Annotated in this window: 15 protein-coding genes; 6 read left to right on the forward strand and 9 right to left on the reverse strand. The window is 74.3% G+C overall.

Annotated features, from left to right (window positions below):
- The first annotated feature begins 56 nt into the window (after positions 1 to 56).
- Positions 57 to 977, forward strand: a complete 921-nt coding sequence (locus AA0Z99_RS06565; RefSeq protein WP_413320792.1) for a ParA family protein — start codon at positions 57 to 59, stop codon at positions 975 to 977.
- Between the two features lie 749 nt (positions 978 to 1,726).
- Here AA0Z99_RS06565 and AA0Z99_RS06570 read toward each other — a convergent pair.
- The 5 genes from AA0Z99_RS06570 to AA0Z99_RS06590 form a co-directional block, all read right to left on the reverse strand.
- Positions 1,727 to 2,290 (reverse strand): MerR family transcriptional regulator, encoded by a 564-nt coding sequence (locus AA0Z99_RS06570; RefSeq protein ID WP_413320608.1) that lies wholly within the window; start codon positions 2,288 to 2,290, stop codon positions 1,727 to 1,729.
- Positions 2,291 to 2,465: 175 nt separating this feature from the next.
- A complete protein-coding gene (locus AA0Z99_RS06575; RefSeq protein ID WP_413320610.1) occupies positions 2,466 to 3,149 on the reverse strand; it encodes a MerR family transcriptional regulator in 684 nt (227 codons plus the stop codon).
- Complete coding sequence (locus tag AA0Z99_RS06580; RefSeq protein ID WP_413320794.1) at positions 3,146 to 3,514, reverse strand: FHA domain-containing protein; 369 nt, start codon at positions 3,512 to 3,514, stop codon at positions 3,146 to 3,148. Before AA0Z99_RS06580 ends, AA0Z99_RS06575 begins: the two co-directional genes overlap by 4 nt.
- A 250-nt stretch (positions 3,515 to 3,764) precedes the next feature.
- Positions 3,765 to 4,079 carry an AzlD domain-containing protein gene (locus tag AA0Z99_RS06585; RefSeq protein ID WP_413320612.1) on the reverse strand — a complete coding sequence of 105 codons (315 nt, stop codon included), beginning with the start codon at positions 4,077 to 4,079 and terminating at the stop codon, positions 3,765 to 3,767.
- Positions 4,076 to 4,780 carry an AzlC family ABC transporter permease gene (locus AA0Z99_RS06590; RefSeq protein WP_413320614.1) on the reverse strand — a complete coding sequence of 235 codons (705 nt, stop codon included), beginning with the start codon at positions 4,778 to 4,780 and terminating at the stop codon, positions 4,076 to 4,078. The genes AA0Z99_RS06585 and AA0Z99_RS06590 overlap by 4 nt, the downstream gene beginning before the upstream one ends.
- Before the next feature lie 85 nt (positions 4,781 to 4,865).
- Between AA0Z99_RS06590 and AA0Z99_RS06595 the strand changes: the two genes are divergently transcribed.
- The 3 genes from AA0Z99_RS06595 to AA0Z99_RS06605 are packed head-to-tail and all read left to right on the forward strand — an operon-like array spanning position 4,866 to position 7,362.
- Positions 4,866 to 5,516: a DNA-3-methyladenine glycosylase I gene (locus AA0Z99_RS06595; RefSeq protein ID WP_413320616.1), complete on the forward strand. Its 651-nt coding sequence runs from the start codon at positions 4,866 to 4,868 to the stop codon at positions 5,514 to 5,516.
- Positions 5,513 to 6,232 (forward strand): glutamine amidotransferase-related protein, encoded by a 720-nt coding sequence (locus AA0Z99_RS06600; protein ID WP_413320618.1) that lies wholly within the window; start codon positions 5,513 to 5,515, stop codon positions 6,230 to 6,232. Before AA0Z99_RS06595 ends, AA0Z99_RS06600 begins: the two co-directional genes overlap by 4 nt.
- Positions 6,229 to 7,362 carry a glycerate kinase gene (locus AA0Z99_RS06605; RefSeq protein WP_413320620.1) on the forward strand — a complete coding sequence of 378 codons (1,134 nt, stop codon included), beginning with the start codon at positions 6,229 to 6,231 and terminating at the stop codon, positions 7,360 to 7,362. Before AA0Z99_RS06600 ends, AA0Z99_RS06605 begins: the two co-directional genes overlap by 4 nt.
- A gap of 66 nt (positions 7,363 to 7,428) precedes the next feature.
- On the opposite strand, the gene AA0Z99_RS06610 is transcribed toward AA0Z99_RS06605, so the two are convergent.
- Together AA0Z99_RS06610 and AA0Z99_RS06615 are read right to left on the reverse strand one after the other, a co-directional pair.
- Positions 7,429 to 8,427: an LLM class flavin-dependent oxidoreductase gene (locus AA0Z99_RS06610; protein WP_413320622.1), complete on the reverse strand. Its 999-nt coding sequence runs from the start codon at positions 8,425 to 8,427 to the stop codon at positions 7,429 to 7,431.
- Positions 8,428 to 8,487: 60 nt separating this feature from the next.
- The gene (locus AA0Z99_RS06615) at positions 8,488 to 9,666 is read right to left on the reverse strand and encodes an acetyl-CoA C-acyltransferase (RefSeq protein WP_413320624.1); all 1,179 of its coding nucleotides are present in this window, start codon (positions 9,664 to 9,666) and stop codon (positions 8,488 to 8,490) included.
- Positions 9,667 to 9,767: 101 nt separating this feature from the next.
- Here AA0Z99_RS06615 and AA0Z99_RS06620 point away from each other — a divergent pair, with 101 nt between their 5' ends.
- Positions 9,768 to 9,938: a hypothetical protein gene (locus AA0Z99_RS06620; protein WP_413320626.1), complete on the forward strand. Its 171-nt coding sequence runs from the start codon at positions 9,768 to 9,770 to the stop codon at positions 9,936 to 9,938.
- 56 nt (positions 9,939 to 9,994) lie between these two features.
- Here AA0Z99_RS06620 and AA0Z99_RS06625 read toward each other — a convergent pair whose 3' ends face one another.
- Positions 9,995 to 10,417, reverse strand: coding sequence for a VOC family protein (locus AA0Z99_RS06625; protein ID WP_413320628.1), 423 nt, complete (start codon positions 10,415 to 10,417; stop codon positions 9,995 to 9,997).
- Positions 10,418 to 10,566: 149 nt separating this feature from the next.
- Positions 10,567 to 12,546, reverse strand: a complete 1,980-nt coding sequence (locus tag AA0Z99_RS06630) for an FAD-dependent oxidoreductase (RefSeq protein ID WP_413320630.1) — start codon at positions 12,544 to 12,546, stop codon at positions 10,567 to 10,569.
- A gap of 96 nt (positions 12,547 to 12,642) precedes the next feature.
- Here AA0Z99_RS06630 and AA0Z99_RS06635 point away from each other — a divergent pair, with 96 nt between their 5' ends.
- Positions 12,643 to 13,899: a hypothetical protein gene (locus AA0Z99_RS06635; protein ID WP_413320632.1), complete on the forward strand. Its 1,257-nt coding sequence runs from the start codon at positions 12,643 to 12,645 to the stop codon at positions 13,897 to 13,899.
- Positions 13,900 to 13,936: the final 37 nt, after the last annotated feature.

Genomic DNA, 13,936 nt, shown 5'->3' on the forward strand with positions numbered 1-13,936 from the left:
CCTCCGAGGTGTGGCGGCGCTTCCGATCCAATCTAGTGCCGCTAGGCTTGGCCGCCGTGCACGTACTCTCGATCAGCTCGCTCAAGGGCGGTGTCGGCAAGACCACGGTGACGCTCGGTCTCGCCTCCGCCGCATTCGCGAAAGGCCTCCGCACACTGGTGGTGGACCTCGACCCGCAGTCCGATGCCTCGACCGGCATGGACATCGAGATCGAGGGCAGGCTCAACATCGCCGATGTGCTGGCGAACCCCAAGGACAAGGTCGTGCAGCAGGCGATCTCGCCCTCCGGGTGGACGCAGGGGCACGGCGGCACCATCGACGTGCTGATCGGCTCGCCCTCCGCGATCAACTTCGACGGCCCGCACCCGACGATCAAGGACATCTGGAAGCTCGAGACCGCGCTGACGACGGTCGAGAACGACTACGACCTGGTGCTGGTCGACTGCGCCCCCTCGCTGAACGCGCTCACGCGCACGGCCTGGGCCGCCTCCGACCGCGTGCTCGTGGTGACGGAGCCCGGGCTCTTCTCGGTCGCCGCCGCAGACCGCGCGCTGCGCGCCATCGAGGAGATCCGCCGCGGCCTGAGCCCGCGCCTCCAGCCGCTCGGCATCGTCGTGAACCGCGCTCGGCCGCAGTCGCTCGAGCACCAGTACCGCATCCAGGAGCTCAAGGACATGTTCGGTCCGCTCGTGCTCGACACCGTGCTGCCGGAGCGCACGTCGATGCAGCAGGCGCAGGGCGCTGCCCGGCCGCTGCACGTGTGGCCCGGGGAGGGCGCGCAGGAGATGGCGCTGCAGTTCGACGAGCTGCTCCAGATCGTGCAGACCTCTGCCGGTCGCGCGGGCGACGAGGCCGCCTCCGGTCGCAAGGTGCCGGCGCCGACCGCTGCCGTCGACGCGACGGCCGCCGCCGAGCTGGAAGAAGCAGCCGCTGCCGCGTCGGCCCCCGACGCGACCGACGAGTCGCCGCAGCGCTAGCGCCGGCCGGCGCCGCCCCCGGGTCCGCCCTACGCTTCGCCGCCCCGCCCGCGAGTGACGCCTCCCGCGCCTGAGTGGCGCCTTCCGCGCCTGAGTGGCGCCTTCCGCGCCTGAATGGCGCCTCCCGCCCGTGAGTGGCGCCTCCCGCGCCTGAGTGGCGCCTCCGGTGCGTCATTGGCGCCTCCGGTGCGTCATTGGCGGCTCCCGCGCGTCAGTGGCGCCTCCCGCGTGTCAGTGGCGACTGCAGCACGCGGGTGGCGTGCAGCAAACTTGAGTGGCGACTTCCGCGCACGAGTAGCGCCATCAGTCTGCGAGGCGCCTTCCGAAGATGTCCTGGCGAGTGCCGAATGCGAGGAGTGTCTCCATGCGATGACCGCTCAGGCGCGGGAGGCGCCAGTCACACGCAGCAAGCGCCACTCACATGCGGAGGCCCCACTCAGGCGCAGGAGGCGCCAGTCAAGCACGGGAAGCGCCACTCAAGCACGGGAAGCGCCACTCAAGCACGGGAAGCGCCACTCAAGCACGGGAAGCGCCACTCAAGCACGGGAAGCGCCACTCAGGCACGGGAAGCGCCACTCAGGCGCGGGAAGCGCCACTCAGGCACGGGAAGCGCCACTCAGGCACGGGAAGCGCCACTCAGGCACGGGAAGCGCCACTCAGGCACGGGAGGCGCCATTCAGGGGCGGGAGGCGCCAGTCAGGGGCGGGAGGCGCCAGTGAGGGGACGGAGGTGCGGCTCAGGCGGCGGGCTCAGGCGGTGCGGCTCTTGCGCGCGCGGCGCGCGGCGAGCTCGTCCACCGGCTGCTGCTCCACCGGCGTGACCTCGAGCTCGATGAGCTGGGTCTCCACCTCGCGCAGCACCTTGCCGACCGCGATGCCGAACACGCCCTGGCCGCGGCCGAGGAGGTCGATGACCTCGTCGCTCGACGTGCACAGGTAGACGCTCGCGCCATCGGAGATGAGGGTGGTCTGCGTCAGGTCGCGCACACCCGCGTCGTGGAGCTGCTGGATGGCCACGCGGATCTGCTGCAGCGAGATGCCGGTGTCGAGCAGCCGCTTGACCAGCTTCAGCACGAGGATGTCGCGGAAGGAGTAGAGGCGCTGGCTGCCGGAGCCGTGCGCAGGCCGCACCGTCGGCACGACGAGCCCCGTCCGGGCCCAGTAGTCGAGCTGGCGGTAGGTGATGCCTGCTGCGTCCGCGGCGATGGCGCCCTTGTAGCCGACCGAGTCGTCCTGCTGCGGCAGGCCGTCCGTGAACAGCAGACCGAGGTCGCGACCGCCGGTGTCGCCCTGGTCTCCGCTGCCGTCGCGCATGGCCGTCCCTTCCGCTGTGCTGGGCTCAACCTTCAAGTCGCGGTTGAGTGATGGCCCACCGTATCCACCCGCGGCCCCGACTGCGGGGATCTCGCGCGCGGTGCGGCGTGTCGGGTGCGAGCCTACCCCCTGCCCCTGACGAGGCCCAGGCACCACTCGGCAGGTCGTCGCCCGATCAGGCGCCGAGCGCGTCGCGCATCATCTGTTCGCGCACCGACTGGATGTGGCTCGCCAAGTCGCGCGCAGCCTCGGCGGCCTTCGCCTGGCTGCCCGTCTCGCGGCGACCTCGCATGGGCTTGAGCGCTGATTCGATCAGGGCGGCCTCGCGCTGCGCCGACTGCCGCATGCCGCGCAGGTGACGGGGCTCGATGCCGAAGCGCTGCAGCTCGACGAGCGCCTTGAGCGACTGCACCGCCGCCTCTCCGAAGGGCTCGGCACCCGGCACGAGCTGCGCGGAGACGGCCTCGGCGAGCAGCTGCTTGGAGGCGCCGGCCTCGCTCTGCAGCTCGGCGCGCGAGAGGCGGCGCTCGGCGCCCAGGATGGAGGGCGCCTCGACGCGGACGTTCGCACCCGGGATCTGCGGGGTGCGGCCGGCGTCGATGTCCTCCAGGTGACCGAGGATCACCTTGAGGGGCAGGTAGTGGTCGCGCTGCAGGGTCAGGATGTAGCGCAGGCGCTCGAGGTCGGCTCCGTCGAACTTGCGGTAGCCGCTCGCGGTGCGCTGCGGCGAGATGAGCCCCTGATCCTCGAGGAACCGCAGCTTCGACGGCGACAGGTCGGGGAACTCAGGGCCGAGCTTCGCGAGCACCTGCCCGATCGAGAGCAGGCCGGCGGGCTTGCGCGCAGCCTGCGCGCTCACGCGCGGGGCTCGAGGTCGAGCCGCGAGCGGTAGAAGGTCAGGCGGAACTTGCCCACCTGCACCTCGGCGCCGTCACGCAGCACGACCGAGTCGACCCGCTCGCCGTTGTGATAGGTGCCGTTCAGCGAGCCGAGGTCGCGCAGCTCGAAGGCCGTGCCGTCGCGCATGAACTCCGCGTGGCGACGCGAGACCGTCACGTCGTCGAGGAAGATGTCGGCGTCGGGGTGGCGGCCGGCGACGGTCGAGTCCTGGTCCAGCAGGAAGCGCGCACCCACGTTCGGGCCGCGGCGCACGACGAGGATCGCGGAGCCCGACGGCAGCGATGCGACCGCGTCGCGATCCTCTGCCGTGGTGCCCTCGATCATGGCGGCGAGCTGAGCGCGGTAGTCGTCACCCCACGACTGCGTGCTCTCGCCGTCGTTGCCCGGCTTGCCGGCGTCGTGCTCAGTCATGCGCTTCCTCCACGCGGACGGGGCCGGCGGGAGCCGGCGGACGATCAGCATAGCGATGCCGCCTGTGCTCGCGCCTCGGCCCGAGCGGCTGGCGTTCGCCGCCTGAGACGTCCACCCTAGCGAATGCCCGGGCCTCGCGGGCGACGCGCGCCTCGCCCGTCGATCAGGCGAGACCGGCGAACCGACGCAGCAGCGCGGCGACCGCAGCGGCGGCGATCACCGCGACGATGAACGGCGCTCGCACCGCGAAGAGCCCGGCCGCCACGAGCACCGCTGGGATCCGCGCATCCACCACCACGCCGTCGTCGCCGCCCAGGGTCTGCACGGCGACCAAGCCGGCCAGCAGCGAGACCGTCAGCAGCTCCAGCGTGCGCCGCGGGCGAGGGCGCTCGAAGAGGCGCTGCGGCACGGCATAGCCGACGAGCTTGATCGCGAGCACCGCGATCGCGGCGAGCAGGATCAGGTGCCACAGCGTCATGCGGGCTCTCCCGACGACCGAGGCGCGAACCAGTCGGTGAGCCCGACGACCACGCCGACGGTGGCGGCCACGATCACCGGCATGCCGGACGGCAGCGCCGGCAGCAGCGCGGCCGCGAGCGCCGCGCTCGCCGCAGCGACGGCGATCGCCTGCCGGGCGCGCAACCTCGGCCAGAGCAGCCCGACGAAGGCAGCGGCAGCGGCGGCATCGAGCCCCCACTGCTTCGGATCCCCGAGCAGGTCGCCCAGCAGGGCACCGGCGAGGGTCGCGAGGTTCCACCCCGCGTAGATGCCCACGCCCGTCACCCAGAAGCCGACCCGTCGCGCCGCCGGCTCCTCCTGGGCGAGCGCGACCGCGGTCGACTCGTCGATCGTCAGGTGCGCGGTGAGCGGCACCATCGCAGGACGCGGCTGCAGGACGCTGCGCATGCTCATGCCGTAGAGGGCGTTGCGCAGCCCGAGCATCGCGGCGCTCGCCACGCCGGCGACGCCGCCTCCCGCGGCGATCACGCCGATGAACGCGAACTGCGAACCGCCCGAGAACATCAGCAGGCTCAGCGCCATCGTCTGCCACAGGTCGAGGCCGCTCGCGATCGACAGCGCACCGAACGAGAGTCCGTAGGCACTCGTGGCGAGCGCGACCGAAGCCCCCTCGCGCCAGGCGCGGGCCACCGCCTCCGACCGCGTCGCGTCTGCCTGCACCGCCACAGCCTAGGACGCCCGCGCATGCCGCGACCGCCCGCGTCGTGCGGCGAGCGGCCGCACGAGCGGCGGCTAGCCTGTGGGCATGCACCTCATCGTCGGCGAGGATGGCCTCGCCCGCCCGGCGTGGGCGGCCTCCGACCCGCTGCTGCGCGACTACTACGACCACGAGTGGGGCGTGCCGGTGCGCGACGAGACGGGCCTGTTCGAGCGCCTCTCGCTCGAGGCCTTCCAATCGGGCCTGTCCTGGGTGACGATCCTGCGCAAGCGGCCCGCGTTCCGCGCGGCCTTCGCAGGGTTCGAGCCCGACGCCGTGGCGCGCTTCGACGAGGGCGACGCCGCACGCCTGATGGCCGACGCCGGCATCGTGCGCAACCGTCGCAAGGTCGACGCCACGATCCAGAACGCCCGCGCCACCGTCGCGCTGCGCGACGAGGGCGGGCTGCCGGCGCTCATCTGGTCGTTCCAGCCGGAGACCACGCCGGTGCCCGCCTCGCAGGCCGAGGTGCCGACGCAGAGCCCTGCGTCGCTCGCCCTGTCGAAGGAGCTCAAGCGGCGCGGATTCGCGCACGTCGGCCCGACGACCATGTTCGCCCTCATGGAGGCGGTGGGCATCGTGGACACGCACCTCGTCGGCTCGCATCGACGCGGCTCGAGCGGCGTGTGGTCCGCGGACGGCACGAGGGCACCCGCCCCTGCCGTCGCAGCACCCTCGACCGAGCGGGGCATCGCGTGAGGCAGATCCTCATCGTGCAGTCGCGACCGGAGGACGACGTCGCCGACGCCGAGCTCGAGGGCATGGTGCGCTTCGGCAGGCTCGACGACACGCGGATCCGCCGCGTGCGGCTCGACCGCGAGCAGCCGGCCCTCGACCTGCGCGACGTCGACGCCGTGCTGGTCGGCGGCGGGCCGGCGAACTTCAGCGACGGGCACGGTCGGCAGCCTGAGCACGCCAAGACGACGGCGTGGCTCACGGACCTCGCGCGCGAGGTGATCCGCGACGACGTGCCCTACCTCGGCGCCTGCCTCGGACTCGGCGCGCTCGTGCACGCGCTCGGCAGCCGGATGGTGCGGGGCATCGCCGAGTCGGTCGCGCCCGTCGAGCTGAGCCTCGTCGGCGACGACTGGCTCACCGACGGCCTCCCCCGGGCGTTCACGGCGTTCGGCGGCCACAAGGAGGGCATCGCCGAGGCGCCGGAGGGCGCCACGACGCTCGCGGTCTCCGCCGCCTGCGTGCACATGGTGCGCGTCGGCCAGCACGTCGTCGGCACGCAGTTCCACCCCGAGCTGGACAGCGCCGGGCTCGAGCAGCGGATCCGCGCCTATCGCGACCACGGCTACTTCTCCCCGGAGGAGGTCGACGACCTCGTCGCCGCCGGCCGCGCCGCCGACGTCACCCACCCGCAGACGATCCTCGCCCGCTTCACCGATCGCTACGGGCTCGTGCGGTGACCGCGCTGCGGGTGGTCGTCGCGCTCGACTCCCTGAAGGGCAGCCTGAGCGCCGCCGAGGCGTGCGTCGCTGTCGCGCGCGGCGTCGGCTCCGTCGCGCCCGAGGCCGAGGTCGTGCAGGTGCCGATGGCCGACGGCGGTGAGGGCTCGCTCGAGGCCGTGCTCGCCCGCGGCGGCATCGAGGCGGTGACCGAGACCGTCGACGCGATCGGGCGCCCGGCCAGCGCGCACTGGGCGCTCGACGGCGGCCACGCGGTCATCGAGCTCGCGCAGGCCGCTGGGCTGCCCCAGGTCGAGGACGCCCCGCTGCAGGCCCTCGCCGCCTCGACCGCCGGGCTCGGCCGCGTGGTGCTCGACGCGCTCGAGCGGGGCGCGACCGAGGTCACGCTGCTGCTCGGGGGATCCGCCACCAGCGACGGCGGCGCCGGGGTGCTGACAACGCTCGGCGTGCACCTCGCGGATGCGGCAGGCGCGCCCCTCGGCCCGGGCGGCGGCGGGCTCGCGGCCATCGCGCACCTCGACGCGACGGGCATCGATCCCCGAGCGCTCGCCGCGCGCTGGCGGTTCGTCACCGACGTCGACGCCCCCCTCACCGGCCCGCGCGGCGCCGCCGCCGTCTTCGGGCCGCAGAAGGGCGCCGACGCGGCAGCCGTCGCGACGCTCGATGCGGCGCTCGAGCGCTTCGCGCGCGTGGGCGCCGCGGCGCTCGGCGTCGACGCGGCATCCATCATCGAGGTGCCGGGAGCCGGCGCTGCCGGCGGCGTTGCCAGCGTGCTGCGCGCACTGACCGGCGGAGAGATCGTCGCCGGGGGCGACTGGTTCGCCGAGCTGGTCGGGCTCGACGCCGCGGTCGCGGGGGCCGACCTCGTGATCTCGGGCGAGGGCCGCTTCGACGCGCAGTCCGCGGGCGGCAAGGTCGTGTCGGTCGTGCACGCGGCCGCGCAGCGGCACGGGGTGCCGCTGGTCGTCATCGCCGGCTCCGTCGACGCCGATGCGGCGCGAGCGATGGCGGTGCCGGCGTTCTCGCTCGCGCCCGGACCGGCGGCGCTCGCCGAGCTGCAGCGCGACGCGGCCGAGCTGCTCGCGGCGACCGCAGCATCCGTCACCCGCCTGCTCGCGCGGCCTCGCTAGGCGGCGGGCGGCGCGGGCCGGAGGCGCAGTGCCGGGCAGACCCGCGCGGCGGCCCCGCCTCGCTGCTCAGGCGGCGGCGTCGGCGAGTCCGCCGGCCGCCTCGATCAGCTCGAGCGCGCGCACGCGCTCCGCGGTCGTGCCGTGCACCGCCATGATCAGCTCGTCGGCGTCGGCCTCGACCTGGAAGCGGCGCAGCGTCGCGACGGCCTCCTCGCCGGTGCCGAGCGCTGTGTGCTGCGTCATCTTCATGATGCCGGCGGCCTGCGGGCTGTGCGCGAGGGCGTCGAGCTCGTCGTCGCCCACCGTCTGCGCGATCGGGCTGTCGCGCAGCAGCAGGCCGCGCACGCGCGCGCGCACCATCGCCCGTTGGATCGCCATCGCCTCGTCGCGGCGCTCGGCGACGACGGCGTTGATGCCGGCGATGAGGTAGGGCGCGTCGAGCTGCTCGCTCGGCTCGAAGCGCTCGCGGTACACCGCGATCGCCTGGTGCAGCGCGTCGGGGGCGAAGTGCGAGGCGAAGGCGTAGGGCAGGCCGAGCGCGGCCGCGAGCTGCGCGCCGAACAGCGAGGAGCCGAGGATCGTCAGCGGCACCCTCGTGCCGTGCCCGGGCACCGCGCGGATGCCGGGCACGACCGATTCGCCGGCCAGGTAGCCGCGCAGCTCCACCACATCCTGCGGGAACTGCTCCGACGCGCGGATGTCGCGGCGCAGCGCCGCCCACGTGCGCTGGTCGGTGCCCGGTGCGCGCCCGAGCCCCAGGTCGATGCGGTCGGGGTGGAGCTCGGCGAGCGTGCCGAACTGCTCGGCGATGACGAGCGGCGAGTGGTTCGGCAGCATCACGCCGCCTGCCCCGAGGCGGATGGTCTCGGTGTGCGCGGCGACGTGGGCGATGAGCACGCTGGTGGCGCTGGAGGCGATGGTCGCCATGTTGTGGTGCTCCGCGTACCAGACGCGGGCGAAGCCCCCGCGCTCTGCGGCCCGCGCCAGCTCGACCGAGCCTGCCAGGCTCTGGCCGGCGGTCTCACCGGGGTTGATGGGAGCAAGATCCAGCACAGACAGACGCACCCGCCCAGCCTAGGCCGGACGGGTGCGCGCCCTGCAGCGGATCCGCTGCGGGCGGAACGCTCAGAGCGCCTCGAGCACGACGGCCGAGCCCTGGCCGCCGCCGCCGCAGATGCCGCTCGCGCCCAGCGAGCCGCTGCCGAGCTGCTGCAGGCGGCGGGCGAGGTGCCCGACGATGCGCAGGCCCGATGCGCCGATCGGGTGGCCGAGGGCGATCGCGCCGCCGTTGGCGTTCACGATCTCGGGGTCGACGCCGAGCTGGCGGGTCGAGGCCACGCCCACCGCGGCGAACGCCTCGTTGATCTCGACCGCCTGCAGCTCGCTCGCCGATCGGCCCGCGCGCCCGAGGGCCTGCTCGATGGCGTCGGCGGGCTGGGAGTGCAGCGAGACGTCCGCGCCCGCGACGAAGCCGGTGGACACGATGCGCGCGAGCCCCGTGAGGCCGTGCTCGGCGGCGTAGCGGTCGGAAACGAGCACGAGGGCCGCCGCACCGTCGGTGATCTGGGACGCGTTGCCGGCGGTCACCGTGCCGTCCTTCGTGAAGGCGGGGCGGAGCCCGGCGAGCGACTCGACGGTGGTGTCGGCGCGCACGCCGTCGTCGGCCGACACGGTCGCGGTCGAGCGGCCGGCCTTCGCCTCGATGGGCACGATCTCGTCGTCGAGCGCGCCGTCCGCCTGCGCGCGCGCCAGTCGCGCGTGCGAGGCCGCTGCCAGCGCATCCTGCTGCTCGCGCGTGATGTCGTAGGCCGCGTTGTAGCCGTCCGTCGACTCGCCCATCGCGACGCGGTCGAACGCGTCTGTGAGGCCGTCGAACTGCATCGTGTCGATGAGCCCGACGCTGCCGAACTTGCTGCCTGCGCGCATGGGTGCGGCGTGAGGCGCGAGCGACATCGACTCCTGGCCGACGGCCACGACCACGTCGGCCTCACCGAGCTGGATCATGCGGTGGCCGGTGACGACGGCCTCCGTGCCGGAGAGGCACACGGCGTTCACGCCGAGGGCCGGCACCGTCATGGGGATGCCCGCGCCGACGGCGGTCTGGCGGGGCGGGTTCTGCCCGACGGTCGCCTGCAGCACCTGTCCGACCACGACGGCGTCGACCGCTGCCGCGTCGACCCCGGCCTTCTCGAGCGCGTGCTTCGCCGCGTGCGCGCCGAGCTCGGTGGAGGGGGTCTGCGCCAGCTGGCCCAGGAACTTGGCGAACGGCGTGCGTGCGTAGCCGGCGATGATCGTCTCGGGCATGGGGCTGCTCCTTCGCAGGTCGTGGATGCCCCAAGCCTACGGCTGTCGGCCGACGCACACCGGCGCGGTGTACAACGGAGGCCCGACGACAGGAGGCACTCATGAGCGACCACGAGCACCACGAGCACCACCACGAGGAGCAGCACGGCGACTCGTTCGACAAGGAGGAGACCACGGAGGTCTCCTCGCACACGCACACGAGCCACGACCCCGAGACCGAGCAGGACACGGCCTCGGGCGGCCCGGCCGACCCGCCCAGCGACGACGCGTAGGCCGACGGGCTGAGCCCTCGCTCCGAGGAGCGCGGGCTCAGCCCGTCCCTGCGGGGCTACGCCGTCTGCGAGGGTTCCGCGGCGATGCTCACCATCCACGTCACGCCCCAGCGGTCGACCAGCATCCCGAAGGTCTCGCCCCACGGCGCGACCGCGAGCGGCTCGAGGATCCGGGCGCCCTCGGAGAGCGCATCCCAGGTGCGCGTGAGGGATTCGCCGTCGTCGCCGGAGACCGACACCTGCTGACCGCGCTGCGGCGCCTCGACGCCCGTGGGGGTGTCGCTGCCCATCAGGGTGCCGCCCTCGGCGGTCGTGAGCTGCGCGTGCAGCACGAGCTCCGCATCTTGCGGCTCGTGCGGCATCCCGCCCTCGCCGAAGGTCGTCAGCACCAGGTCGCCGCCGAAGACGCCGTGGTAGAAGTTCATCGCCTCCCGCGCCTCGCGCTCGAAGGCCAGGTAGGGGTTCATCGTGGTCGCCATGCGGCTGCTCCTCTCCGCGGCCGGGCGACCGCGGGGCCAGCATCGCGCAACGACGCCCGGAGCGCCAGCGGCACCGTCGCCGCAGACCGGACGCCGCAGGCCGCACGCCGACCCATCACCCGGAGGGGCCGGGGCGATGGCCGAGCGCCCTACTCGGCCGTGGTGCGCGCGAACCGCCATGCCTCGGAGATCGCGGCGTCGATGCCGCGCGGCGCGACCGCATCGCCGATGACGGCGACGGGGATGCCGAGGCTCGCCTCGAGCGCCGCGACGTCGTCACCGGCTCGCCCATCGAGGCCGACCTGCTCGCGAGGCGTGAGCGCGACGATGGCGGTGGGCTGCTCCAGCGGCTGCACCGCTCCGGTCAGCGCGTCGACCGCGACGAGAGCACCGCCGTCGACTCGCACGCGCGCGCCGGTCACGCGCTCGAAGCGCCCCGCCGCGAGGGTGCGCAGCACCAGCTGCCGGTCGTAGCCCGTGCCCACGTGCGGCAGCAGCTGCTCGAAGGGCGTCACGACACGCACGGAGGCACCGCTCGCGACGAGGCTCAGGAGCACACCGGAGGCGTAGGCGGTGCCGTCGTCGTCGGCCACCAGGACGCGGTCGCCGAGCGCTGCCGGATCGTCGAGCGCCGTCCACGCGTCGACGGTCGCCGGCCGCTCCCCCAGGAACGCGCCGTCGACCGCGAGGGAGGTGGTCGCCGGCGCGACCGCACCCGTCGCGAGCACCACCCCGGCAGCAGCAGTGGCGCGGATGGTCGCCGCGTCGGCGAGCGCACCCAGTCGGATGTCGACGCCCGCGGCTCTGGCGTCGCGCTCGAGGTCGGCCACGAGCAGCGACACGGAGGACCGGCCCGGCACGCGCGCGGCGCGCAGCAGCTGCCCGCCGAGCCGCTCCTCGCGCTCGAGCAGGGTCACCGCATGGCCGAGGCGCGCGAGGTCGAGCGCTGCGCGCAGGCCCGCCGGGCCGCCGCCGACGACGGTCCAGCGGCGCGGCGAGGCCGCGGTGCGGGGCGACGCCTCGAGCTCGCGGCCGGCCTCCGGGTTGACCGTGCAGGTGACCGCCAGCCCCTGGCTGCCGCGCCCGAGGCATCCCTGGTTCAGTCGGATGCAGTGCCGGATGCCGTCGGTCGCGCCCGTCAGGAGCTTGGCCGCGAGATCGGGATCGGCGAGCTGCCCTCGCGTGAGAGCGACCATGTCGGCGATGCCGCTGGCGATCACCTCCTCGGCCTGCTCGACGCTGCGTGCCGCACCGACGCCGAACACCGGGATGTCAGGGTTCGCGCGCTTCAGCGCCGCCACCTCGTCGCGCAGCCAGGCCTCGGGCATCGCCGACGAGGGGAAGACCCAGTGCACGTCGTCGTAGCCGCCGGCAGCGGTGTCCAGGAAGTCGATGCGCGCCTCCTCGCGCAGCGCCGCGACGATCTCGCGGCAGGCTGCCGGGTCGAGCCCCGCCGCGTTGTGCTCGTCGAGGACGATGCGGATGCCGACGGTGAAGTCGTCGCCGACGCGAGCCCGCACCGCGCGCAGCACCTCGCGCGGGAAGCGCGTGCGGCCCTCGAGGTCGCCGCCGTAGGCATCCGCCCGCCGGTTGGAGAGCGGGCTGAGGAACTGGTGCAGCAGGTAGCCGTGCGCCAGGTGGATCTCGACGCCGTCGAAGCCGCCCAGGCGCGAGCGCTCGGCGGCGTCGGCCCACGCCTCGACGAAGCGCGCGATCTCCGCGTGGCTCGCAGCGCGCGTCGCGACCGAGGTCGAGGGCGAGAGCACGCGGCTGGGCGCGAAGACCGGCCGCGGCCCGTCCGGCCCCTCCGGCGATGCCTGCGCCCCGTGGTGGTTGAGCTGCACGAGCACCCGCGCGCCCGCCTCGTGGATCGCATCGGTCATCCGCCGGTTCGCGTCGACGGCCTCGGGCCGCCACGCATCCTCGAAGCCGCGCGTCGAGGCGGTGGGGTGCACCAGGTGGTTGCCGGCGACGAAGAGCCCGCAGCCGCCCCGGGCACGACGCTCGAAGTAGGCCGTCTCGCGGTCGGACTCCACGCGATCGGAGTACTGCTTCGAGTGCGCGGCCTGCATGATGCGGTTGGGCGCCTCGAAGCTGCCGATGCGCAGCGGGCGGGAGAGGATGCTCACGGCTCGATCCTGGCATCACGCGACCGCTTCGGCGCGGCGTCCCCCACGTCGTCTAGCATGAACCTGCACATCACGCACGATTGTGAGGTCCCGCCCGTGGACGAGCAGGCATCGATCGAGCCCTCGAGCTCGGCCGACGCCGAGGCGCGCCGTCGCATCACAGTGCTGGCCGAGCTGCGCCGCCGCCGCAATCGCCGCCGCTGGACCGTCGGGCTCGCCGCAGCCGCCGCGACCGCGCTCATCGTCTCGGGTTCGGTCGTGGCATGGAGCTCGCAGGCGCGAGCGGGCGACCTCGCCGGGCAGATCGAGGCATGGCACGTCGAGCACGAGCTCGCCGGCTGCGAGCTCACCGAGCGGATCGTCAGCGCCGTCGGACTCGAGCGCCGCGCGCAGGACGTGCTGGAGGCCGCGGAGCACGTGGTCGCGGCCGACTGGGTGCTGCCGGCGGCGGAGCGCGCATCCTTGGGACAGCACCGGGACGCCATCCTGGCGACGATCGCCGAGGGCGGCTTCGTGAGCGACGACGATCGGGAGCTCGCAGACGCCTGGTCGGCGCGCGCGGATGCTTCCGGCGACCCCGAGTCCTTCGACGTGACCGCCGCGTGCGTCGACGCCGCCGCCGAGCAGCGCGAGCCGATCGCCGGCGTCACGGCGGAGCGCGCCGATGCGCTCGCCCGTGAGCTGCGGGCCCTCGGTGACCCGCGCGACTTCGACGATGCGCGCATCGATCGCCTCGAGGCGGCGCTCCAGCAGCTGCAGGCCGCCGCGATCTCGACCGCCGAGCTGCGCACGGACGTCGCGACGCTGCAGCTCGACCTCGCGCTCGCGCCGGCGGAGGCGCTCGCGAGCCTGCAGGACTCCGATGCCCACCTGAGCGCGCTGCTGGCCGTGCTCGCGGGCGACCACACCGCATCCGATGCGCTCGACCTCGTGGAGGGACTCAGCCTGCACGTCGCCGCGGCGTGGATGGCCGAGGCGTTCCAGCTCGAGGCGCAGGGCGAGGTCGACGCAGCCGCGGCGCGCGCCGCAGCATCGCAGGCGACGCGCGATGCGATCGCGGAGGCCACGCCGCGCCCGATCACCGACCCCGGCACCGGCCGACCGACGCCGACCGTGCCACCGCGCGAGGAGTCACCGGCTCCGCCGCCGGAGACACCCGCCCCGACGACGCCGCCCACGACGCCGACGACGCCTCCGCCGCCGCCGACGACCCAGCCGCCGGTCGAGCCCTCGCCGAGCGATCCGCCGCCCACCTCGCCCGAGCCCGAGCCCGAGCCCGAGCCCGAGCCCACGACGCCGGTCGAACCCGGTGCGGGCGACGCGCCGCCGCAGGAGCCGCTGCCCGAGACGTGAGCGGGTCGCGGCGGCCGGTGCGGCGCGCGGTCCGGGC

It is taken from the genome of Agrococcus phoenicis (assembly GCF_047302415.1).
In the GTDB taxonomy this organism is placed as follows: domain Bacteria; phylum Actinomycetota; class Actinomycetes; order Actinomycetales; family Microbacteriaceae; genus Agrococcus.

Excerpts from the sequence above, each read along its gene's own strand:
- AA0Z99_RS06585 (WP_413320612.1), bottom strand. The coding sequence starts at position 4,079 with ATGACGCTGTGGCACCTGATCCTGCTCGCCGCGATCGCGGTGCTCGCG.
- AA0Z99_RS06625 (WP_413320628.1), bottom strand. The coding sequence starts at position 10,417 with ATGGCGACCACGATGAACCCCTACCTGGCCTTCGAGCGCGAGGCGCGG.
- AA0Z99_RS06615 (WP_413320624.1), bottom strand. The coding sequence starts at position 9,666 with ATGCCCGAGACGATCATCGCCGGCTACGCACGCACGCCGTTCGCCAAG.
- AA0Z99_RS06595 (WP_413320616.1), top strand. The coding sequence starts at position 4,866 with ATGCACCTCATCGTCGGCGAGGATGGCCTCGCCCGCCCGGCGTGGGCG.
- AA0Z99_RS06580 (WP_413320794.1), bottom strand. The coding sequence starts at position 3,514 with ATGATCGAGGGCACCACGGCAGAGGATCGCGACGCGGTCGCATCGCTG.
- AA0Z99_RS06570 (WP_413320608.1), bottom strand. The coding sequence starts at position 2,290 with ATGCGCGACGGCAGCGGAGACCAGGGCGACACCGGCGGTCGCGACCTC.
- AA0Z99_RS06620 (WP_413320626.1), top strand. The coding sequence starts at position 9,768 with ATGAGCGACCACGAGCACCACGAGCACCACCACGAGGAGCAGCACGGC.